Raw genomic sequence first — 19,826 nt, 5'->3', positions numbered from 1 at the left:
TGACACTTCCATTAAGTGCAAGACAATTAAAAACAAATGAATAAAAGAAGCCTAATAAGGCACTCACTCCGTTGGCTTGATGATTACAAATCCAATCCTATGACAATTAGAGCCTAAATTCACTGAATGGTTAAATCGAAAGTAGAGAGAGTCTGTTTTAAATAAAGCATATATAGTTGCCCAAGGGCAAAAAGAAACTCATTCAAACGCTCAAATTCAAACCAATTTTACAAAGCCCTCAAATAAAAAAACAAGCTCAACCTGTTGGACTAAACTTGTTCTTTGATCTATTTGCACTGTCATGATGACAGTGTTAACAATCTTGATTTAAACTGTTTAATCAAAGTTCTACCAGTTTTTCTTCTGAAATAATAATGCCATTATTATCAGCATAAATATAATTTCCTGGGATAATAATCACTCCGCCAATATGCAGTGCAATATCAATCACCCCCACACCCTGACGGTTACTTTTTCGTGGAATAGCTGCCAAAGCATGCACGCCCAAATCCAGTTCTGCCATCGCATCGACATCACGCACACAACCGTAAATCACCACACCATTCCAGTGATTACGTACTGCAGATTCAGCAATCATATCGCCCATGAGCGCACAGCGCATAGATGCACCGCCATCCACCACCAGCACTTTACCCGTACCATCACTGGCAAGTAATTCTTTTACACGTGAATTATCTTCATAGCATTTAACTGTGACAATTTCACCACCAAAGGTTTTACGACCACCATAACTTTTAAAAAATTTGTTGTCCAGACTCGGACCAAGCACCTGAATATTGCTGTCAGGATGATCATCCAGTAAATCACAAGTTACAAATGCTGTCATACTGTGCTCCATGTTGTGTTTTGTATATCTAAGTTATTATAAATTCGAACGTGTTCGGTTTGTAGCATTGCAGCCGCGACCATAGTCTTAGCCACCTGTAATGCTGTCACAGGTTTATAGCGATAGTATCGCGGTAAAAACCGTTCTGTACAATGAAATAATTTTTGTCCCAAACCTTCAAAAATTCGCGAATGTTCACGCTCACCAATCAGTAGTGATGGACGCAAAATAGAAATGGTATCGAGGTCAAATTCCTGAACGTCACGCTCTAACTCACCTTTGACCCGATTATAGAAAAAACGAGAATCTGGCGATGCTCCCATGGCACTGACCAGCAGATAATGTATGTGCTTATTTTGTAGAAGCTCGGCAAAATGCATGTTGATGCCGTAGTCAATATCATAAAAGGCTTGGCGCGAGCCTGCTTGCTTTAAAGTTGTGCCGAGACAACTAAAAGCATGTGTATGCTGACTGACATCTTCTTCATTCAATAGCAAAAAATCATCCAGAACCAATTGTTGAATCTTACTGTTTCCTTGGTACTGAATCTGTTCACGGCGTAAGATCAGGGTGATTTTTAGGCATTCGGGAAGCTGTAGCAATTGCTGCACCAACTGCTGACCAATCAAGCCTGTTGCTCCAATTACAATTGCACTTTGTATTTTTACTTTTTGCATGAGAAGATATTCATCTAGAGCGATAATTATGTTTAGATTTTATACTTTTTTTGACTGCAAAAGTCGATCAAACCCTGATAATACTTGACTTCATAACGCTGATTCATCAAAATATCGCACTTGTTTACGGGCTGGTGAAGGCAATCTGAGTAGTTTCAGTATTGTTTCAGCCCGCCCAGACCAATCTATTTCAAGGAGTGCAAGAGTGGCAAACTCTGCTCAGGCAAAAAAACGTGCGCGTCAAAACGTTGTAGCGCGCAAACACAACGCAAGCTTGCGTTCTATGGTTCGTACTTACATCAAACGTACTTTAAGTGCAATCGCAGCTGGTGATTATGCTGTTGCTACAGAAGCTTTCAAAAAAGCTGTTCCTGTAATCGACCGTATGGCTGATAAAGGCATCATCCATAAAAACAAAGCTGCTCGTCATAAGAGCCGTTTGAATGCACAAGTTAAAGCTTTAGCTAACTAATTTTGCATTATAAAAAAGCCCCAAATTTGGGGCTTTTTTATTGGTTCAAGATCCGCTTTTTTGCTGGATAAATTCACGAATGGACAACTGGTGAATCTTACCGCGCCAGATCCACTTCAGCACGCTATCGGCAAAGTTATCGCCTTCAAACCAGACGAACACCCCTTCCATCATTTCAGGCCAGTCACTTTTTTCTAACAGGGTCTGATTTCGCATGACTGCCAGCATAGCTGCAATAATCGTGTCATGACTGACCGCAAGCGTTAAACCACCACTGTGCTGCGGATGAGCGTTATATATCAGTTCCAGAACATCGACCACGCCCGTAATCGGGTGTTTCATGCCAGGTAAAGCATTATTCACAAAACTGTTAATAAAACCCAATGCACCTTGCTGGCGAAAATACGGCGCTGCCTGCTGAATATCCAGCACAAAGCTCCCTGGTTCAACCAGTAAGCCCTGTTCCACAATTTCAATATGATGGGTATTGGCATTCTGTGTGATCTGATCTGCGCCCTGAATCATCAATGCAGCAGTATCGACACAGCGCTGAATTGGGCTAGACATGCACTGTTCAATTACACGCCCTGTATTTTCAATTAAATAACAGCCCCACGCCTGTGCCAGTTCACGCCCCTCACCTGTCAACTGCAAGTCATATCCCGCCAAACCTTGCCCAGCCACAACTTCACGAACCGAGTGTCGTGTAAATAAAGTCACAGGTGTGGTGATATCAGGAAGTAAATCAATGGCCCGATACATGCTTTGAGGTAATAACTGTAATGACATTCTTCTGGATTCAAGTGGTTACTTGTCCACTATATCATGCTGCTTTTGGACTGCAATGTCATTTCATCATTAGGCGAAGTGCATTCAACGCGATTTCCTGATATGCAGGTTGTGAAAATGCAATAAAGCCATCATTCAATAAACGGCGACGCTGATTATAAATAAATGGCTCCCCAGACAAACTGACTAAACCACCGCCAATACTTTCGAGCAGCCCTTGCCCTGCACTGGTGTCCCATTCTGAAGTGGGATGGAAACGCGGATACAAATCAATTTTGCCTTCCAGCATCATACAGAATTTGTAAGCACTGCCTGCATGTGAGGTTTCAATCGCATGATCTTGCTGCAAAATCTCAATAAACTGCTGATATTCGGGTTGCTTACTACTATGGCTCAACCCAACATGAATCGGCTCAAGTGTCTGGGTCTCAGGGATTTGATAAATAGACCATTGCTGTTGCTCTGCATCGTATTTATAAGGATATTGATCCAAATAGCCAATATAAATCAATTGCTGTGCAGGAATGGCAATGGCAGAAAACAGGGTTTTACCATTTTCGATCTGACTCAGATTAATCGTAAACTCTGGGCGTTGATGTAAAAACTCTTTGGTGCCATCTAAAGGATCAAGTAACCAGCAGTGTGACCAAGAATGCCGCTCATGATGTTCATTTTCTTCTGATAAAAGTGGCAGTGTTGGCGTGAGTTCTTGCAATGCAGCTTCAATAAACTGATTGGCTTTTAAATCGGCCTGCGTTACGGGTGAATCATCATGTTTGGTCTGCACATGAAATTTTTCTCCCTGACAAAAGTTCAGATATTCCTGCCGAATAATTTCACTGGCTTGCTGCAAAATCTGCACAACAGCATGTATTAATTCATCATTGGGGCGATCGCTTGGCACAAACATGATTGCTTCTCATTTTCACGATTTACTCATCATACCGCCTCATTCTTTGAAATACAGCTCAATGGACTAGATTTTTTGGGTTTATTGAAAATCTAGGCACAATCCTTGCTTTATTCTTCATAAGAAAAAATATTGCACAGCAATATGATGCTCTACTCCCAATGAGATACCTCACAAAAGTTTCCTATCAGGAAAAAAAAATTCAAAAAGTGCTAGACGACGTGGTTAAATTTTTATATAAATTACCTTGAAGAAAATAATTTTCCCATGAAGAATTTTTAAAGGGGAATTTTCCTAAAGACCACACGGCGAGGAAGCACCACCATGGCACACCACCAAATTGAGCAATATGTATTAAAAATTAGTTGTCCTGCAGCATCTGGAATTGTTGCAGCAGTTTCAGGGTATTTAGCAAGTAACGGTTGCTATATCAGTGAAATGGCACAATTTGACGATGAAACTACAGGGCATTTCTTTATGCGTGCTGTGTTCCGTTTCAATGCTGGGGTCGATGGAGATATTGAACAGCTCAAAGCAAACTTTAGCAACGTGAGTGATGCTTTTGACATGCAAGCCACTTTTTATAATCAAAATCAGCCTGTTAAGGTTTTGATTATGGTGAGTAAATTTGACCACTGTCTACTGAACTTACTGTATCGCTATCACAAAGGTGAGTTAGATTTTGAAATTACTGCGATTGTTTCCAACCACTTAGATTTGCGTGCAGTTGCAGAACGTGAAGGGATTCGCTTTATCTACTTGCCTGTCACTAAAGGCAATAAAACACAGCAAGAACAAGAGCTGATCAAAATTGTTGATGAAACAGGCACTGAACTGGTCATTCTTGCACGTTATATGCAGATTTTGTCTAACGATCTGTGCAAACAGTTATCAGGTCGTGCCATCAACATTCACCATTCATTCTTACCAGGTTTTAAAGGTGCAAAACCTTATCACCAAGCCTTTGACCGTGGCGTAAAGCTGATTGGTGCAACGGCGCACTTTGTGACCAGTGACCTGGATGAAGGTCCAATCATTGAGCAAGCCGTGCAACGCGTTGACCATGCCTATATGCCTGAAGATTTGGTCTCTCTTGGTCGTGACACAGAAACCATCGCGCTGTCTAAAGCGGTGAAATACTTTGTCGAGCACCGCGTATTCCTCAACGACAATCGTACGGTGGTGTTCAAATGAGTTTACTCAGTCAATTTACAACATCTGAAATTACCGTCATCGATGGTAAAGCCACCGCTGCACAGGTACTCGAAGAAGTTAAACACGATGTTGCTGCTCTGCAACAGCAAGGTATTACACCTTGCATCGCTGTGGTTTTGGTCGGTGAAGACCCTGCAAGTCAAGTCTATGTCCGTAACAAGGTCGAAAAAGCCTTGATGGTTGGCATTCGCTCACTGGAATTTCGTTTTCCTACCGAACTTAGCCAAACGGAACTACTCGCCAAAATTGATGAACTGAACGCAGATCACAGCGTACATGGCATCTTGGTACAACTGCCACTGCCAAAACATATCGATGAAACCGCGGTTCTGGAACGGATTGACCCGAAAAAAGATGTCGATGGTTTCCACAGTGAAAATGTCGGCGGTTTAAGTCAGGGGCGTGATGTGCTTACCCCTTGCACGCCAACAGGCTGTATTCGCTTGCTTAAAGATACTTTGGGCGATCTGACTGGACTGCACGCTGTTGTGGTTGGACGTTCCAATATTGTCGGCAAACCGATGGCAGCTTTACTGCTCAAGGAAAACTGCACCGTAACTGTGGTGCATTCTAAAAGTCAGGATTTGGCACAGCTTTGCCAGTTGGGTGACATCGTGGTCGCAGCGGTGGGACGTCCGCGCATGATCAACTCATCTTATTTAAAAACCAATGCAGTGGTGATTGATGTCGGCATTAACCGCATTCAGGAAAATGGCAAAAACCGTCTGGTGGGTGATGTGGACTATGAAGATGTCCTGCCGATGGTCAGTGCCATTACCCCAGTACCCGGTGGTGTTGGTCCAATGACCATTGCCTACCTGATGAAAAATACAGTACATGCCGCGAAGTTGCAGCATGCACAAACTCATTCAACTTCCGTTTAAGTCAATGCCTAGCGCTGTGGAGGACTCATGCCATTTAGTCTACTGAAATATGGATTAAGTTCTGAATATCCTGTCGAAGTGGATTTACCTCCACCGACGGCTCTGAAACCGCATTATGATGTGGTGATTATTGGTGGTGGTGGGCATGGTCTTGCGACAGCCTACTATCTGTCAAAATATCATGGCATTACCAATATTGCGGTTCTGGAAAAAGCCTACTTGGGTGGGGGCAATACTGCACGTAATACGGCGGTCATTCGTTCCAACTACCTGACCTCTGAAGGTGTCGAGTTTTATGCCGAATCGGTCAAAATGTTTAAAAATCTTTCTAACGAATTTGATTTCAACATCATGTACTCCGAGCGTGGTCAGCTCACCTTGGCGCATACTGACTCGACTGTCCGTGCCTTCCGTCAACGTGCTGAAGTCAACAAGCACTTTGGTGGGCGTACTGAAATGCTGGATCGCCAGCAGATTAAAGAGTTGGTGCCTTGCCTAAATCTTGATCCTGCACATTTGCCTGTATTGGCTGGGCTTTGGCATATTGATGGGGCAACCGCACGTCACGATGCCGTGGCTTGGGGTTATGCCAAAGAAGCGGCTAAACGCGGGGTGGAAATTCATCAGCTCACCGAAGTGCAAGATCTGGTGATTGAGAACAATAAAATCAAAGCCATCAAAACCAATCGTGGCACAGTGCAATGTGGCTGTGCGGTACAGGCAATTGCAGGTGCATCTTCGATTTTGATGGCAAAAGCCAAGATCCGTGCGCCCATTCAGACCTTCCCGTTACAAGCGATGGTTTCTCAGCCGTTTAAACCCTTCCTGACACCTCTGGTCAGTTCATCGGCTTTGCACTGTTATGTACAACAAACCAGTCGTGGCGAAATCGTGTTTGGGGGTGGTTCAGATCCATATCCACTGTATAACACTCGTTCGACGCTAGACTTGAAAGAAAGCTTACTGGCACATGCCATTGAAATGTTCCCATTTATGGCCAATGTCAAACTTATGCGCCAATGGGCAGGCATTACCGATATGACCCCCGACTACAGCCCGATTATGGGGAAATCCCCTGTCGATAATTATTACCTCGATGCTGGCTGGGGCACATGGGGCTTTAAAGCCACGCCGATCTGCGGCAAGACCATGGCGGAACTGGTGGCAACAGGCAAAACCCCTCGCCTGATTGAACCTTTTGCACTGGAGCGTTTCAGCACCTTCCAGCAAGTTAATGAAATGGGCGCAACTGCGGCGAGCCACTAAGGAGAATCTGATGAAAATTATGCCTTGTCCACTCAATGGTCCACGCAATATCAGTGAATTTGTTTATGGTGGCGAACTCAAAGACATGCCAGACCAGAACCACTGTAGCGACCTAGAGTGGGCAGATTATGTCTTTAACTGCGATAACCTTGCAGGTGTGGTACGTGAATGGTGGATGCATGCTCCGAGCAGTTACTGGTTTATTGCTGAGCGCAACACCATCACCGATGAAATTTTAAAAACCTATGACCCAAAAGAGCTGTTCCAGCAACGGGTCGAATTTAATGAAAGCAGCCCATCTTCAGTTCAGAAGGAGTCTATGATATGAACCGATTACCCCTGCCTTATGGGTTGTTAATTAATCGTCAACAGCCTGTTGAATTTGAATTTGACCACAGTCGTTTCCAAGGTTTTGCAGGTGACAGTATTGCCAGTGCGCTGGTGGCAAATCAGCGCTGGATTATGTCACGCTCATTTAAATACCATCGTCCACGCGCACCACTGACCATGGCGGGGCAAGATGCCAACACTTTGGTACAACTGCCTGAAGAAGCCAACGTACTTGCTGATACCACGGTGATTAAACCGAATATGCAAGTCACTGGACAAAACTTTTCAGGTTCACTCCTAAAAGATTCCGATGCCTTTTTGGGTAAATTTTCCAAGTTTATGCCTGTCGGGTTTTACTATCGCTCATTTTACAAACCAAAAGGCATCTGGAAACTTTGGGAACCGATTATTCGTAAAAAAGCAGGTTTGGGGGTTCTGGATCTCAACTTTCAGCCTGAATATTACGACAAAGCCTATTTGTTTACCGATATCGCCATTATTGGTGCAGGCCCTGCGGGTTTACAGGCAGCACTGACTGCAGCAGAAGCAGGTGCAAAAGTCCTACTAATTGAACAAGAGAAAATCTTGGGTGGTAGCCTGAACTATGCCCGCCTTGATGCCGCAGGCAAACAAGCGGCTGAACTCAAACAACGTCTAGTCAGTGCAGTTGAACAACACGCACAGATTACTGTACTGACTGAAGCCACTTGCAATGCATGGTTTACCGATCATTATTTGCCGATTATTCAAGGCAAACGCATGTACAAAGTCCGTGCAGCGCAATGTATTGTAGCGAGCGGCAGCTTCGATCAACCCGTGATTTTCCGTAACAATGACTTGCCTGGTGTGATTTTGTCGAGTGCAGCGCAGCGCCTGATGAAACTGTATGCAGTCAAACCTGCGCAAACGGCAGTGGTGTTGACTGGGCATGATGATGGTTATTTGACTGCACTAGACTTGGCGGAAGCAGGTGTAACCGTCAAAGCCGTGGTGGATATGCGTCCTGTAGCATCTGATACCACCTTATTGAGTGCGGTAAAAGCCAAAGGCATCGCCTGCCATTTGAGTAGCACTGTATATGAAGCCTTGCACAATAGTGGCATGCAGCATTTGACTGGCGTAGATGTACGCCGCATCGTAGCCGAAGGTCAGGTCGATGCCAACGCTCAAAAAATTGACTGCGATGTCCTGTGCATGTCGGCAGGTTACATGCCTGTGTATCAGTTGCTATGTCAGGCGGGTGGTAAGCTGAGCTACAACGATCAACAAGCGGCATTTAACATTTCAGGTTTACCAAAAGGCTTGTCGATTACAGGTTCGGTCAATGGCATTCACCAGATTGAGCATGTTTTGCAAGATGCCAGTTACATTGCCAAAGTTGCCGTTGCCGCTTTGCGTGGTGAAGATGCCAGCAAAATCACTGCACCAAACGTTAAAGAAAGCTCGATGAATTTTCCTTGGCCGATCTTCGAACATCCTAAAGGCAAGGAATTTGTCGATTTCGATGAAGACCTGCAAATTCGCGATATCGTCAATGCCACCAAAAGTGGTTATCGAGATGTACAACTGGTCAAACGCTTTTCAACTGTGGGTATGGGACCATCGCAAGGACGTCACTCTGCACTGCCAACAGCACGTTTGGTGGCAAAATCGACTCAACGGAGTATCAGCGAAACAGGTGTGACTACTGCCCGCCCTCCGTTTACTGCCGAGAAACTGGCACATGTTGCGGGGCGTGGTTTCGACCCATTTCGCCAAACCCCAATGCATGCTCGCCATCTTGCAGCAGGTGCGAAAATGATGCCTGCGGGCAACTGGCAGCGCCCTGCTTTTTATGGCAATCCTGAACAGCGCCTAGAACACATTGCCCGTGAAGTACAAAACGTGCATCAAAATGTCGGCATTATTGATGTCTCAACCCTGGGTGGACTAGATGTTCGTGGTCCAGATAGTGCCGAGTTCTTAAACCGTTTATATACCTTTGGTTTTGCCAAACTTCCTGTTGGGAAAACCCGTTATGCCGTGATGACCAATGAACATGGCGTGGTAATTGATGATGGTGTGGCTGCACGCCTGAGTGACAACCATTTTTATGTGACTGCAACTACCAGCGGTGTTGATCGGATTTATCAGCAAATGTTGAAATGGAATGCCCAGTGGCGTCTCAGTGTTGATATTGCCAACGTCACCACAGCCCTTGCTGCGCTGAATATTGCAGGGCCGAATTCACGCCAAGTCATGCAAAAAGTCTGTCAGGATGTGGATTTATCCAATGCAGCTTTCCCTTATTTGGGCGTGCGTACCGGCACGATTCATGGCATTCCTGTGCGGATTTTACGGGTCGGCTTTGTCGGCGAACTCGGTTATGAAATCCATTTCCCTGCGCGTTTTGGCGAGTATATGTGGGATACCCTCATGCAGGCAGGTCAATCCTTTAACATGCAGCCATTTGGCGTGGAAAGCCAGCGTTTACTGCGCCTTGAAAAAGGTCACATTATCATCAGTCAAGATACCGATGGCATGACCCATCCACAAGAGGTGGATCTGGGCTGGGCGGTTGCACGCAAAAAACCGTGGTTTGTCGGCAAACGTTCGATTGCGATTTTGGAAGCACAGCCTTTAAAACGCAAACTGGTCGCCTTTGAACTGGACAAACATCAGACTCAACCGCTTGAAGGACATATTGTCCTCAATGGCGACAAAATCACAGGCAACATTACCTCTTGTGAATACTCACCAACCCTCGACAAGATTATTGGCTTGGCCTATGTCGGGATTGAACAAAGTGAAATCGGGCAAAACTTCCCGATTCGGGTAGAACATGGCGCAATGGTCCATGCCAAAGTGGTCAAAGCACCCTTTTATGATCCAGACAACCAACGGCAGGAGGTTTGATGATGCAAACTCTAGCAACTGAATGCAGCCCAATTGCACAGCAACCTTATAATGCTTTTGGGCGCAGCAAACGCGAATTTTTAAGTGAAGCGACTTCACAGGCTGAACGAAAAATTCAGCACTGTGCGGTAGTTGACCTGACCAATTTGTCTCGTGTGGGTTTTCGTGGCTTGGACAGCGCAGCCTATTTGCACCGTTTTGGTTTTAGTCTGCCTGAACACCCCAACCATGCCTTGGCACAGGTCGATGGCAGCTGGATTGCGCGACTGTCGATGACGGAATATTTAGTTTTGGGCAGTCTGGATGATTTTGGCGAACGGATTACCCAGCTTGAAAATGACTGGCAACCCGATGAACAATATGCCAACTATTTACTACCGCGTCAGGACAGCCACGCATGGATACAACTGACAGGTCAGTTCAATACCGAAATTATGGCAAAACTCTGTGCCGTGGATTTATCGCCTGAAACCTTTCCTGTCGGTAAAGTGGCGCAAACCTCGGTGGCACGGGTGAATGCCATCGTGATCAATGTCGGCGACCTGCAAACGCAAAAACTGAATATTCTCTGCGACCGTGCCGCAGCGCTGTATTTGTGGCAAGTCCTGCAAGATGCCATTTCAGAATTCGGCGGTGAGATTAGCGGCATTGAAGGGTTAATTTAAATTATAACAACCGACCAGACATCTGAATGTTTCAGGTGTCTTTTACTTTAAGAGGATATAACAATGAAACTGATTACCGCAATTATAAAACCGTTCAAACTTGATGATGTGCGTGAAGCACTCGCAGCTATTGGTGTCCAAGGTATAACCGTGACTGAAGTCAAAGGCGCAGGTCGACAAAAAGGACATACTGAAATGTACCGCGGTGCAGAGTATGTGGTGGATTTTCTACCTAAAGTCAAACTTGAAATTGCACTGGACAATTCAGCACTGGATCAAGCCATTGAAGCGATTAGCAAAGCTGCCGCAACAGGTAAAATTGGTGATGGCAAAATTTTTGTATCCCATCTAGAACAGGTAATTCGGATTCGCACAGGCGAAACTGGTGTGGATGCATTATAAAACCAAATTCCAGATACAATCTGAATGCTCATGATCGGCAGCATGGATGCCGCCATATATGCATTATAAGGGACAGTACAACAAAAGCTTGATTGCTTCGTGGAGTACTCTCCTCACTTTTTTTAAAGATCGAGCATCATCTATGTCTCTCATCTTTGATTTCTTCATCAAGATCAGAATCCCTGATGCAAACTACTCTCAAAGACAGCCAAATCGATCTTGAATATTAACCCTAGAAGTGTTCTATCCTTCATTAAAGCTTGCCATGAATGATAAAGAGTCAAGCCTGCATTGATTTTTAGACTTGCTTTACTCTTTTTGTTATTTTTACAGAGAAAACCGACTGCTTTCATAATGATTGCTCCTCTTTGATTTCTCTCATTGGGAGAAAGGAAGTAATGAAAAAAGTCGAGTCAGATTCTGCTTTTCTATCTCCATATCCTTACTTGATCGAGTATAAACAAAATGAACTGGTTAGCTGCTGCACCAACTCTTGAACATGGCAACATTCGCCTCAAACCGCTGAGTATCGAACATTTGCAAGGTTTGATTACAGCTACACAAGATGGCGAACTGTGGAATATTCGCGTGACTTCCGCGCCACATCCCGATCAGGTTGCAGCCTATATTGAACACGCCTTACAACAGCGCGAACAGCAGTTACGCCAAGCCTTTGCAGTGATTAACACGCAAACAGGCAAAGTGCTCGGAACCACCAGTTATCACGATATTGTGCCCAACATTCAGCGCCTTGAAATTGGTTATACGTGGTATGCCACTTCGGTGCAGAGAACCCATGTCAATACCACCTGTAAATTTCTGTTGTTACGTCATGCCTTTGAAAATTTGGGTGCACAGCTCGTGGGCTTTCGTACGGATAATTTTAATTATCGCAGCCAACGTGCGATTGAGCGTTTAGGAGCAAAAAAAGATGGAGTTTTGCGCCATCATCAACCGCGCAAAGATGGCACAGTGCGCGATACTGTCATGTACAGTATTCGTGCTGGAGAATGGGCAGAGATCAAAGCGCATTTGCAGGATTTATTGCAGAAAGTGTATTAACAATTTTTGATATAAAAGGCGTTTTTCATCAGTCATTTTTTAAATAATAGACTCACCGTTAAGAGATCTTCATCCTCTTGCGAAACAGAGTTCCTCATCCAAAAAGGGAGAAGGAACTTTTAATCACAATTTGATCCTGCTCTCTCAGATTTCTATTTCATCTCAAACATCATCTTTTGGATTTAAAGGTGTTGGCAGAATCAACTGGTAAAATGCCGCATCCAGCCAACGTCCAAACTTAAAACCGACCTGCGGGAATGTTCCCGAATGTTCAAAACCCAAACGTTCATGCAAGGCTATGCTCGCCTGATTGCTGGCATCAATACAACCAATCAGCACATGTACCTGCCCGTGTTGTTTTGCACGTTCAATCAGGGCTTGCAACAACAGTTTTCCTAAACCGCGCCCACGTTCTTCATGCTGAATATAAATACTGTGTTCAACCGTATATTTATACGCAGGGAATGCGCGAAAGCCGCCCCAACTGGCAAAGCCAAGTAACTTGCCTTCAATATCGGCTGCTCCAATCACAGGAAAACCATGTTCACGTTTAGAGGCAAACCAAGTTTGAATCTGTTCCAAACTGCGCGGTTTATAATCATACAACGCCGTTGAGTTTAAAATTGCTTCATTAAAAATGTCTAAAATGGCTTGGGCATGCTCAGCTTCATTACATTCAATGAGTTGAATATTTTCACTTTTGTACATTGCTTGTATTCCTATTGTCATTACATTTCACACACTGCTACCAAGTAACGAGCTTCATTGGCTGTGAAATTTTGAAAAATGATGGGTTGATTCAACTGAATCGACAGACAATCACCTTGTTGCAAGGTATAGCTCTGCTCGCCACAGTGAATTTTCATTTCACCGTCTAACAGCCAAATCTGTTGATAAACTTTGACCTCACGCGGTACAAAGTCATAAGAAACCTGCGTATTTGCAGGGAAAGTAATTTCAGCCAGTTGCATTGGTGATGCCACACTCATAGGCGACAAATTCCGTCGCAGATAACCTGATGCAGGATCACGCCATTGCTTCTGCTGCTCATAACGCAATAACGGTTGTGACTCGCTGATTGTTACATCAAAGACAAATAGGCTCGCCAATGAAACATCCAAAGCGGCAGCAAGTTTTTCAAGAATCACCGCGGTGGGGCTGGTTGCAGCACGTTCAATCAGGGAAATACTGGAGCGACTAACCCCACTTCGTGCCGCCAACTGCTCAAGTGAATAGCCTTTGGCAAGGCGTAGTTCACGAATATGCTGGGCGATATGCTGATTAATATCAGGTTGTTGTTCGCTCATAACCCTCCTTTTCATATTCAATATATTAGAATATATATCCAATATAATAGAATTTAAAAAATAGATGCAAGCGAATTTTGTATAGTTTTAATTCTGATCTGCGCGTTAATCTTTTTAAAATGCTTAGGCTATTTAAATGACACAGCAAATTCCCATAAAAAAATCCTGCTTGATGCAGGATTTTGGATGCAATGAAGCAAATTAACCTTTCGCTGTTCTTTTGAGTTTTTGTGGATCATCAAATGGTAAAGTATGCGTAATCGCATTAACTTCCAAACTGCCTTTGACCTGAATCTCGCGTCCTTGCACCGCATAAGGTACGTCAACCCGTGCTAAAGCCACTGACTTCTTGCTGAGCGGTGAATACATACCACAGGTAATCACCCCGATTTGCGTATCTCCATCCCACAAGGTATCGCCCATTTGCGCAGCTTGCTCACCTTCGAGCATCACACCAAAAATCTTGATGCGCTCTTTACCTTGCAAGCGTTTATGCTCATAGCCACCTCGAAACTCGCCCTTACTCGGTGAAACGGTAAAGTCGAGTCCCAGTTCCCATAAGCTATCGCCTGACTTATCATTTTTAAACGGGAAATATTCAGAGTTATCATAAGGATAAAACAGTAAATAACTTTCCACACGCACCCAGTCCAAGGTTACAAATGAGCATGGAATAATCCCATACTTCGCGCCTTTTTCTAAAATCGTATCCCAAATCAGCGGTGCATCCATCGCCTTGCAGAAAATTTCATAACCACGCTCGCCCGTATAGCCTGTGCGTGAAATCATCACAGGGCAACCAAACAGTTTGGTCTGTATGTGATGGAAATACGGCAAGTTGCGAATATCAGGGATATATTCGGCAAGGAAATCCACTGCCAAAGGCCCTTGTAAGGATAAATCATGCAGGTCATCATCAAACAGCACCGCAACTTGGCGGCCTGTTGCCGAACGGGTCAGCATTTCCAAGCCAATCCCTGTGCCGTGTACCACCATAAAGGCATTCGGCCCTGTACGGTAAATCACGCAGTCATCGACAAATTTTCCTTCTTCATTCAACATGGTGGCATATACCGATTTGCCTGGATAAAGCTTGGAAATGTCGCGTGAGGTGGCATATTCAAGCAAGCTTTCTGCATGTGGTCCCACATAATGCACTTTTTTCAGACCTGAAACGTCCATCAAACCTGCTTTGGTTCGGATCGCCAGATAATGCTCGGCAGTATCACTGGCATAGGTCCATGCCGTGCCCATACCATTCCAGTCTTCCAGATTTGAGCCAAGCTGACGGTGACGTTCTGCTAGTGCTGAAATACGCCATAAATTTGCCATAAGTATTTTTCCTTCATTTTGTATCAATATCAATTCATTGTTAAATCATGGTTTATTCTTGATCGAACTGACTCAGCCATTGCACCAGTGGTTCACGGTAACGGCTAATGCCTTTGTAGTCGGCAATTGACTCAGGCAAGTCCCGAATCACCCGATGCAGGCGTTTTGCCCATGCGGGATTGGTGACCAGATCATTCAGGCTAATCAGATAAGTACGGATGCTAAATAACAGTGCATTGCTACGTGCAAGACGTGGCATCATTTGCAGTTCAACCCGTAAATGCACTAACTCGCCTACATTGTCTTTGGTGACCAAGCCACGCTCGTGCCCCCACAAATGAAAAGTTTCTGAAGAGGTGTCCATACGTGGATTAATGGTCATGGTCCAGTTAAGGCGGCGGTATGGATGTCCGACTTGAATGTTGAGTAGAAATTTCAGCGCCCGTTCAAACACACCTGCGTCATGTGCCAGTTTCGGAACTGGAGCATGCCACTGTTTAAAGCTCATGCCTGCATCAAAGTTTAGAGACCAGTCCGCAGGACCTGTAATCATGCCTGCATCCATAAACAGATCACCTTCACGCTGATCCAGCAAGGCAATATCGCCTTGCAACTGGCGTGAGATAAACTCAAATGCGGGTAGCGGCAAGCTTGAGTCATCGCCAAACTGGAAATGCACATCGATATTCATCGGGCGATTGATCCAGTGCCACGCCTTGCCTTGTCGTTCTAATTGAAAATGTTCGGGATAATCTGCTGACAAGTGCAGCATTGCCATTTTCAGAAAATCCCACGCTGCCTGTTGCATATGCGGCAACACAATGCAGCGTTTCGGGTCATTTTTCAGGGTCAAGGCACGCTCATTGACCTCGGTCAGATAATGCTCGTCAATGTCAAACCAATGTTCAAAGATCGTTCCTGGTTTAGATAATGCAGGTTCGATATTCACCGAATACATGTAACTGTCTTCAGGAAATGGAAATGGAAACCGTGCGATGGCTTTGGCACTGTTGTGATAATGAAACTGATCACGCATATTTTCCGTAGGGTTAAATTGTACGGTCATGGCAGTTCTCCTATAGCTCAAGCTCAATCCGACAGCCCTGTTTGCCTCGTGACACACACGGCATCAACAATTGCTCACGTTCCTGTGGGTTTAAATAATGGTCATGATGCTCAACATCACCTGTATATTTGGTTGCACACTGCCCGCACACGCCACCACGACATAAACTGGTCACGGGAATTTCATGTTTTTCTAAGGCTTCAAGCAGGCTGTAATCACTCGGAACTTCAATTTCCTGTTGGCTTTGAGTGAGATAGGCTGTAAATGCTGCACCTGCAGCAGGCGCTGCAAAAGCTTCGGCGTGAACACGCTGCTTTGACCAGCCCAAAGTTTGCGCTGCATCTTGTACCGCCTGAGTCAGGCGCTCTGGGCCACAGACATAAACGTGGCTGTTTAAACTTTGTTGCTGCAACAACTGCATCACATCCAAACGGCGCGCAGTTTTTTCCGAATAGATGTGCACCTGCTCAGGAAATAACTCGGTCAGCAGCGTTTCATAGGCATTGCTGATTTGATCGCGGCAGGCGTAGTGCAGCTCGAAATTGCCACCTGTATGCATCAGCTCACGGATATGTGCCAAAAATGGTGTGATCCCGATGCCACCTGCAATAAACACATGCTTGTGTGCCTGTGAATGTAATGCAAATAAATTCAGCGGCGCGGAGATATTTAGTACATCACCAATCATGACCTGTTCATGTAAAAACCGAGAGCCGCCCCGCGAGTCATCCTGCAGGCGTACCGCGATTTTGTAGTGATCATCATGTGCGGGATCATTGGTCAAGGAATAGGCGTTACGCAATATCCGATCGGGCAAAGGTAACTGCACCACCACATGGCTTCCAGAAGAAAATGCAGGTAAAGGCTGATCCAGCGCTTCCAAAGTAAATTCACGAATCAGTGGTGTGACTTGCTGAATATCGCGCACACGCACAGGAATTAATGTAGACATACGCCCTCCGCTTGCATCGGTTGATCAGGGTTGGCACATACCCCCATATACGCCCCCAAACGCTCGGAAAAATGGCTGCGAATCAGTAAATACACACCGCAATGCTCACAACTGCAAAACTCTTCGGCAGTCGTGGTTTGCGTTTCACCACAATGTACGCAGTAAACTTTTTTGAGTTCGGTCTGGGTTTGAACCAGTTGAATTTCATCTTTCATCAAGCCTTGTGCCATCAAGCTTTGCGTGACTTGCCATAAAAAGATTTCATCGCCACACAACACCACATGCAGGCCTGCATGTGCCTGTTGCAACTGGGCTGTGAGTTCATCTAAAAATGCCTCTGAAGTTGCAAGCAACGTCGGGAATGCTGCAAACTGTTCAGCCAGATGCTGTGCTTCCAATGTATTGGCTTGTTGTAATATCAACAGATATTGCCCATGTACAGGTTTGAGCTTCTGTGCCTGCCGATAACTCGGAGTGCTTCGCATTGCCTCTTGCATGGCAGTTACTCCAATAAATAAATTAATATAATCAAATATTTAAATTATTTAATTCATTCAATCAATTCCCTTTAAAACATACCTCTAAGGGGGTAATGCAAGTTCGTGGAGTTTAAAAAAGCAAAAAACCAGTCAAGTGAATTGACTGGTTTTGAGAGAGTTTAATGCTTTTAAGATTCTTATAAATGATACCGATAATTTGAAAGGCTTAATATCAAAGACAGCTCATAGCGGAGTCTTACCTTTTATAATTCTATGATTGGAGCTCATCTATTCTTTTGTTTCGGCAAAAGAACCAAAACCATTTGTCATCCACAAAACCTGTTCAACATCAGCAGCTATTTAATTACATCGCAAAAACAATATATTATATAAACCACGCAGGTTGTGGATGACGTTCTGCACGAGCAAATGCCAATTAGGATTACAAAGAAAGGATTAAATTTTTAAAAAATTACTCCTTCTCTCTTCACAACACCTACCCCACTTTTTTCTGTGGCACTTCTGGCGTATCCGTCAAGTAAGCTTCAAGCGAATCATCAAGGGCATCTAGCCACGGTGTATGATGCGGTGCTGCCAACGTGCCTGTAATCGCTGAACGGTAAATATGATCGCGGAAGGTCATGATGTTTTCTTTTTTATGCTTTTTCCATTCAAGAAAAATTAAACGCATAGCTTCAATATCAAAAGTCGGATAATCGGTAGCTTCTATCAACTCTAAAATATAATCGCCCTGAAACTTATACATTTGTGCGGCGTCAGTCAGGGTCTTTTCCTCTTCATGCCATGCTAAAGTATGCGCCTGCATTTCTGATAAACTCGGCAAAGCCATACGATTTAAAATAATATCGCGCACATACCATGCCTGCGCATCAAACATATTGAAGGTATACCACTGGTCTTGCATGCCCAAATAAAACAGTTTAGGATTTTTCTCCCAAACAACGCCTTTATACAAACTCAGTGGATACAAACGGTTATCGGTTTTTAAACGAATTGACTCTTCCATAAACGGGAAATGATGCAGATAACCTGTACATAAAATAATGGCATCAACCTCGGCACTTGTTCCATCAGCAAAGTACGCATGTGTCTGATCAACACGTAATAATTTCTGGCGTTCTGACCAATTTGCAGGCCATTTATAACCCATCGGGCTATTGCGATAACAACTAATAATCTGTTTTGCGCCATATTTGTAGCATTGTGAACCAATGTCTTCGGCAGAGTAGCTACTGCCCACCACCAACACAGTTTTATCTTTAAACTCTAGAGCATCTCTAAAGTCATGCGCATGTAAGATGCGCCCGCCAAAACTTTTAAAACCATCATATTCAGGCACTTTTGGTGTAGAGAAATGCCCGCTGGCGACCACGACATAATCAAAGATTTCGGTATACACCACATCTTGATTATGGTCATGCACACTCACTGCAAACTGCTGAGTCTGTTCATTAAACTCAATATGACGCACGGCACTGTTGAAACGCACATAACGGCGTACATTGGCTTTTTCGACCCGCCCTTTAATGTAATCCCAAAGCACTGCACGTGGAGGATATGACCCAATCGGTTTGCCAAAGTGTTCATCAAAACTATAATCAGCAAACTCTAAGGCTTCTTTCGGGCCATTTGACCATAGGTAACGGTACATACTGCCATGCACAGGTTCACCATTTTCATCGATCCCTGTGCGCCATGTATAATTCCATAGCCCTCCCCAATCCGCCTGTTTTTCAAAACAAACGATTTCAGGAATATCCGCACCTTTAGCTTGAGCAGACTGAAATGCTCTTAATTGCGCCATCCCACTTGGCCCTGCACCTATAATTGCAACTCGCGTCATAGCTTTATCCCCATGTGATTTTATTAAAAGAGTTAAAGTGTAGAAACACTATGCAATTAACATAGGACGAAGTCTGTGATCGTGAAATTCCTAAGACGGGGTAACACAAATGGGATACCGAAAAACAGCTCTTAAAATTTGCAATAAAAAACCTGCCTAAAAAGGCAGGTTCAAGCAAAAATCTCGACTGATGAGTAAGATTATCAAGTTTTGAGTTTGTCTATGCGAATGCGTCGGGCAATAGCTTGAGCAATCGTTCCCACCCCAATAACGACAATTACCTGTTTCATATTCTGCTCAGGCGCATTTCAAATGCATGATTTAGAATAAATAATTGCGTATTATTGAGTCATAAAAGTTGCATAGATTTATCAGCGCATTTGACTAATCCAAACATGACTCATCAATCAAA

21 protein-coding genes are annotated in these 19,826 nt (G+C 44.3%); 9 read left to right on the top strand and 12 right to left on the bottom strand.

Features of this window, described 5'->3' with window-relative positions; translation table 11 throughout:
- Nucleotides 1–340: 340 nt before the first annotated feature.
- Together rraA and F975_RS07250 are read right to left on the bottom strand one after the other, a co-directional pair.
- Nucleotides 341–859 carry a ribonuclease E activity regulator RraA gene (gene rraA, locus F975_RS07255; RefSeq protein ID WP_409410256.1) on the bottom strand — a complete coding sequence of 173 codons (519 nt, stop codon included), beginning with the start codon at nucleotides 857–859 and terminating at the stop codon, nucleotides 341–343.
- Nucleotides 844–1,524, bottom strand: a complete 681-nt coding sequence (locus F975_RS07250) for a Rossmann-fold NAD(P)-binding domain-containing protein (protein ID WP_004751803.1) — start codon at nucleotides 1,522–1,524, stop codon at nucleotides 844–846. The genes rraA and F975_RS07250 overlap by 16 nt, the downstream gene beginning before the upstream one ends.
- A 205-nt stretch (nucleotides 1,525–1,729) precedes the next feature.
- Between F975_RS07250 and rpsT the strand changes: the two genes are divergently transcribed.
- Nucleotides 1,730–1,996: a 30S ribosomal protein S20 gene (gene rpsT, locus F975_RS07245; protein WP_004751801.1), complete on the top strand. Its 267-nt coding sequence runs from the start codon at nucleotides 1,730–1,732 to the stop codon at nucleotides 1,994–1,996.
- 45 nt (nucleotides 1,997–2,041) lie between these two features.
- On the opposite strand, the gene F975_RS07240 is transcribed toward rpsT, so the two are convergent.
- Nucleotides 2,042–2,785 carry a histidine phosphatase family protein gene (locus tag F975_RS07240; protein WP_004751799.1) on the bottom strand — a complete coding sequence of 248 codons (744 nt, stop codon included), beginning with the start codon at nucleotides 2,783–2,785 and terminating at the stop codon, nucleotides 2,042–2,044.
- A 58-nt stretch (nucleotides 2,786–2,843) separates the two neighbouring features.
- A complete protein-coding gene (locus F975_RS07235) occupies nucleotides 2,844–3,695 on the bottom strand; it encodes a 3'(2'),5'-bisphosphate nucleotidase CysQ family protein (protein ID WP_004751797.1) in 852 nt (283 codons plus the stop codon).
- 324 nt (nucleotides 3,696–4,019) lie between these two features.
- Here F975_RS07235 and purU point away from each other — a divergent pair, with 324 nt between their 5' ends.
- From purU to F975_RS07200, 7 genes are all read left to right on the top strand, one after another.
- Nucleotides 4,020–4,889 (top strand): formyltetrahydrofolate deformylase, encoded by an 870-nt coding sequence (gene purU, locus F975_RS07230; RefSeq protein WP_004751795.1) that lies wholly within the window; start codon nucleotides 4,020–4,022, stop codon nucleotides 4,887–4,889.
- Complete coding sequence (gene folD / locus F975_RS07225; RefSeq protein ID WP_004751793.1) at nucleotides 4,886–5,794, top strand: bifunctional methylenetetrahydrofolate dehydrogenase/methenyltetrahydrofolate cyclohydrolase FolD; 909 nt, start codon at nucleotides 4,886–4,888, stop codon at nucleotides 5,792–5,794. Before purU ends, folD begins: the two co-directional genes overlap by 4 nt.
- A gap of 27 nt (nucleotides 5,795–5,821) precedes the next feature.
- Nucleotides 5,822–7,060 carry an FAD-dependent oxidoreductase gene (locus F975_RS07220; RefSeq protein ID WP_004751791.1) on the top strand — a complete coding sequence of 413 codons (1,239 nt, stop codon included), beginning with the start codon at nucleotides 5,822–5,824 and terminating at the stop codon, nucleotides 7,058–7,060.
- 10 nt (nucleotides 7,061–7,070) lie between these two features.
- On the top strand, nucleotides 7,071–7,388 hold the full coding sequence (locus F975_RS07215; RefSeq protein ID WP_004751790.1) for a sarcosine oxidase subunit delta: 318 nt from the start codon (nucleotides 7,071–7,073) through the stop codon (nucleotides 7,386–7,388).
- The gene (locus F975_RS07210; RefSeq protein WP_004751787.1) at nucleotides 7,385–10,285 is read left to right on the top strand and encodes a glycine cleavage T C-terminal barrel domain-containing protein; all 2,901 of its coding nucleotides are present in this window, start codon (nucleotides 7,385–7,387) and stop codon (nucleotides 10,283–10,285) included. The genes F975_RS07215 and F975_RS07210 overlap by 4 nt, the downstream gene beginning before the upstream one ends.
- Complete coding sequence (locus F975_RS07205; protein WP_004751785.1) at nucleotides 10,285–10,950, top strand: sarcosine oxidase subunit gamma; 666 nt, start codon at nucleotides 10,285–10,287, stop codon at nucleotides 10,948–10,950. Before F975_RS07210 ends, F975_RS07205 begins: the two co-directional genes overlap by 1 nt.
- Before the next feature lie 63 nt (nucleotides 10,951–11,013).
- Nucleotides 11,014–11,352 (top strand): P-II family nitrogen regulator, encoded by a 339-nt coding sequence (locus F975_RS07200; protein WP_004751783.1) that lies wholly within the window; start codon nucleotides 11,014–11,016, stop codon nucleotides 11,350–11,352.
- A 173-nt stretch (nucleotides 11,353–11,525) separates the two neighbouring features.
- Here F975_RS07200 and F975_RS07195 read toward each other — a convergent pair whose 3' ends face one another.
- The gene (locus F975_RS07195) at nucleotides 11,526–11,705 is read right to left on the bottom strand and encodes a hypothetical protein (protein WP_004751781.1); all 180 of its coding nucleotides are present in this window, start codon (nucleotides 11,703–11,705) and stop codon (nucleotides 11,526–11,528) included.
- A 112-nt stretch (nucleotides 11,706–11,817) separates the two neighbouring features.
- On the opposite strand from F975_RS07195, the gene F975_RS07190 reads away from it, so the two are divergent.
- Nucleotides 11,818–12,414 carry a GNAT family N-acetyltransferase gene (locus F975_RS07190; protein WP_004751779.1) on the top strand — a complete coding sequence of 199 codons (597 nt, stop codon included), beginning with the start codon at nucleotides 11,818–11,820 and terminating at the stop codon, nucleotides 12,412–12,414.
- Between the two features lie 162 nt (nucleotides 12,415–12,576).
- On the opposite strand, the gene F975_RS07185 is transcribed toward F975_RS07190, so the two are convergent.
- From F975_RS07185 to F975_RS07155, 7 genes are all read right to left on the bottom strand, one after another.
- Nucleotides 12,577–13,122: a GNAT family N-acetyltransferase gene (locus F975_RS07185; RefSeq protein ID WP_004751778.1), complete on the bottom strand. Its 546-nt coding sequence runs from the start codon at nucleotides 13,120–13,122 to the stop codon at nucleotides 12,577–12,579.
- Between the two features lie 20 nt (nucleotides 13,123–13,142).
- Nucleotides 13,143–13,721 carry a helix-turn-helix domain-containing protein gene (locus tag F975_RS07180; protein WP_004751776.1) on the bottom strand — a complete coding sequence of 193 codons (579 nt, stop codon included), beginning with the start codon at nucleotides 13,719–13,721 and terminating at the stop codon, nucleotides 13,143–13,145.
- Nucleotides 13,722–13,922: 201 nt separating this feature from the next.
- Entirely contained in the window at nucleotides 13,923–15,053 is a 1,131-nt protein-coding gene (locus F975_RS07175; RefSeq protein WP_004751774.1) for an aminomethyl transferase family protein, read from the bottom strand.
- 52 nt (nucleotides 15,054–15,105) lie between these two features.
- Nucleotides 15,106–16,119: a heme-dependent oxidative N-demethylase family protein gene (locus F975_RS07170; protein WP_004751772.1), complete on the bottom strand. Its 1,014-nt coding sequence runs from the start codon at nucleotides 16,117–16,119 to the stop codon at nucleotides 15,106–15,108.
- Nucleotides 16,120–16,129: 10 nt separating this feature from the next.
- Nucleotides 16,130–17,071: a PDR/VanB family oxidoreductase gene (locus F975_RS07165; protein ID WP_004751770.1), complete on the bottom strand. Its 942-nt coding sequence runs from the start codon at nucleotides 17,069–17,071 to the stop codon at nucleotides 16,130–16,132.
- The gene (locus tag F975_RS07160; RefSeq protein WP_004751768.1) at nucleotides 17,059–17,568 is read right to left on the bottom strand and encodes a dimethylamine monooxygenase subunit DmmA family protein; all 510 of its coding nucleotides are present in this window, start codon (nucleotides 17,566–17,568) and stop codon (nucleotides 17,059–17,061) included. Before F975_RS07160 ends, F975_RS07165 begins: the two co-directional genes overlap by 13 nt.
- Before the next feature lie 478 nt (nucleotides 17,569–18,046).
- Nucleotides 18,047–19,414 carry a trimethylamine monooxygenase gene (locus tag F975_RS07155; protein WP_004751766.1) on the bottom strand — a complete coding sequence of 456 codons (1,368 nt, stop codon included), beginning with the start codon at nucleotides 19,412–19,414 and terminating at the stop codon, nucleotides 18,047–18,049.
- Nucleotides 19,415–19,826: the final 412 nt, after the last annotated feature.

The organism is Acinetobacter brisouisimilis (assembly GCF_000368265.1).
Lineage (GTDB): Bacteria > Pseudomonadota > Gammaproteobacteria > Pseudomonadales > Moraxellaceae > Acinetobacter.
The sequence above is the reverse complement of the archived record's forward strand: the minus strand, read 5'-3'. Positions and strand labels throughout refer to the sequence as shown.

Excerpts from the sequence above, each read along its gene's own strand:
- rraA (WP_409410256.1), bottom strand. The coding sequence starts at position 859 with ATGGAGCACAGTATGACAGCATTTGTAACTTGTGATTTACTGGATGAT.
- F975_RS07250 (WP_004751803.1), bottom strand. The coding sequence starts at position 1,524 with ATGCAAAAAGTAAAAATACAAAGTGCAATTGTAATTGGAGCAACAGGC.
- F975_RS07240 (WP_004751799.1), bottom strand. The coding sequence starts at position 2,785 with ATGTCATTACAGTTATTACCTCAAAGCATGTATCGGGCCATTGATTTA.
- F975_RS07235 (WP_004751797.1), bottom strand. The coding sequence starts at position 3,695 with ATGTTTGTGCCAAGCGATCGCCCCAATGATGAATTAATACATGCTGTT.
- purU (WP_004751795.1), top strand. The coding sequence starts at position 4,020 with ATGGCACACCACCAAATTGAGCAATATGTATTAAAAATTAGTTGTCCT.
- folD (WP_004751793.1), top strand. The coding sequence starts at position 4,886 with ATGAGTTTACTCAGTCAATTTACAACATCTGAAATTACCGTCATCGAT.
- F975_RS07220 (WP_004751791.1), top strand. The coding sequence starts at position 5,822 with ATGCCATTTAGTCTACTGAAATATGGATTAAGTTCTGAATATCCTGTC.
- F975_RS07215 (WP_004751790.1), top strand. The coding sequence starts at position 7,071 with ATGAAAATTATGCCTTGTCCACTCAATGGTCCACGCAATATCAGTGAA.
- F975_RS07210 (WP_004751787.1), top strand. The coding sequence starts at position 7,385 with ATGAACCGATTACCCCTGCCTTATGGGTTGTTAATTAATCGTCAACAG.
- F975_RS07205 (WP_004751785.1), top strand. The coding sequence starts at position 10,285 with ATGATGCAAACTCTAGCAACTGAATGCAGCCCAATTGCACAGCAACCT.
- F975_RS07200 (WP_004751783.1), top strand. The coding sequence starts at position 11,014 with ATGAAACTGATTACCGCAATTATAAAACCGTTCAAACTTGATGATGTG.
- F975_RS07195 (WP_004751781.1), bottom strand. The coding sequence starts at position 11,705 with ATGAAAGCAGTCGGTTTTCTCTGTAAAAATAACAAAAAGAGTAAAGCA.
- F975_RS07190 (WP_004751779.1), top strand. The coding sequence starts at position 11,818 with ATGAACTGGTTAGCTGCTGCACCAACTCTTGAACATGGCAACATTCGC.
- F975_RS07185 (WP_004751778.1), bottom strand. The coding sequence starts at position 13,122 with ATGTACAAAAGTGAAAATATTCAACTCATTGAATGTAATGAAGCTGAG.
- F975_RS07180 (WP_004751776.1), bottom strand. The coding sequence starts at position 13,721 with ATGAGCGAACAACAACCTGATATTAATCAGCATATCGCCCAGCATATT.
- F975_RS07175 (WP_004751774.1), bottom strand. The coding sequence starts at position 15,053 with ATGGCAAATTTATGGCGTATTTCAGCACTAGCAGAACGTCACCGTCAG.
- F975_RS07170 (WP_004751772.1), bottom strand. The coding sequence starts at position 16,119 with ATGACCGTACAATTTAACCCTACGGAAAATATGCGTGATCAGTTTCAT.
- F975_RS07165 (WP_004751770.1), bottom strand. The coding sequence starts at position 17,071 with ATGTCTACATTAATTCCTGTGCGTGTGCGCGATATTCAGCAAGTCACA.
- F975_RS07160 (WP_004751768.1), bottom strand. The coding sequence starts at position 17,568 with ATGCAAGAGGCAATGCGAAGCACTCCGAGTTATCGGCAGGCACAGAAG.
- F975_RS07155 (WP_004751766.1), bottom strand. The coding sequence starts at position 19,414 with ATGACGCGAGTTGCAATTATAGGTGCAGGGCCAAGTGGGATGGCGCAA.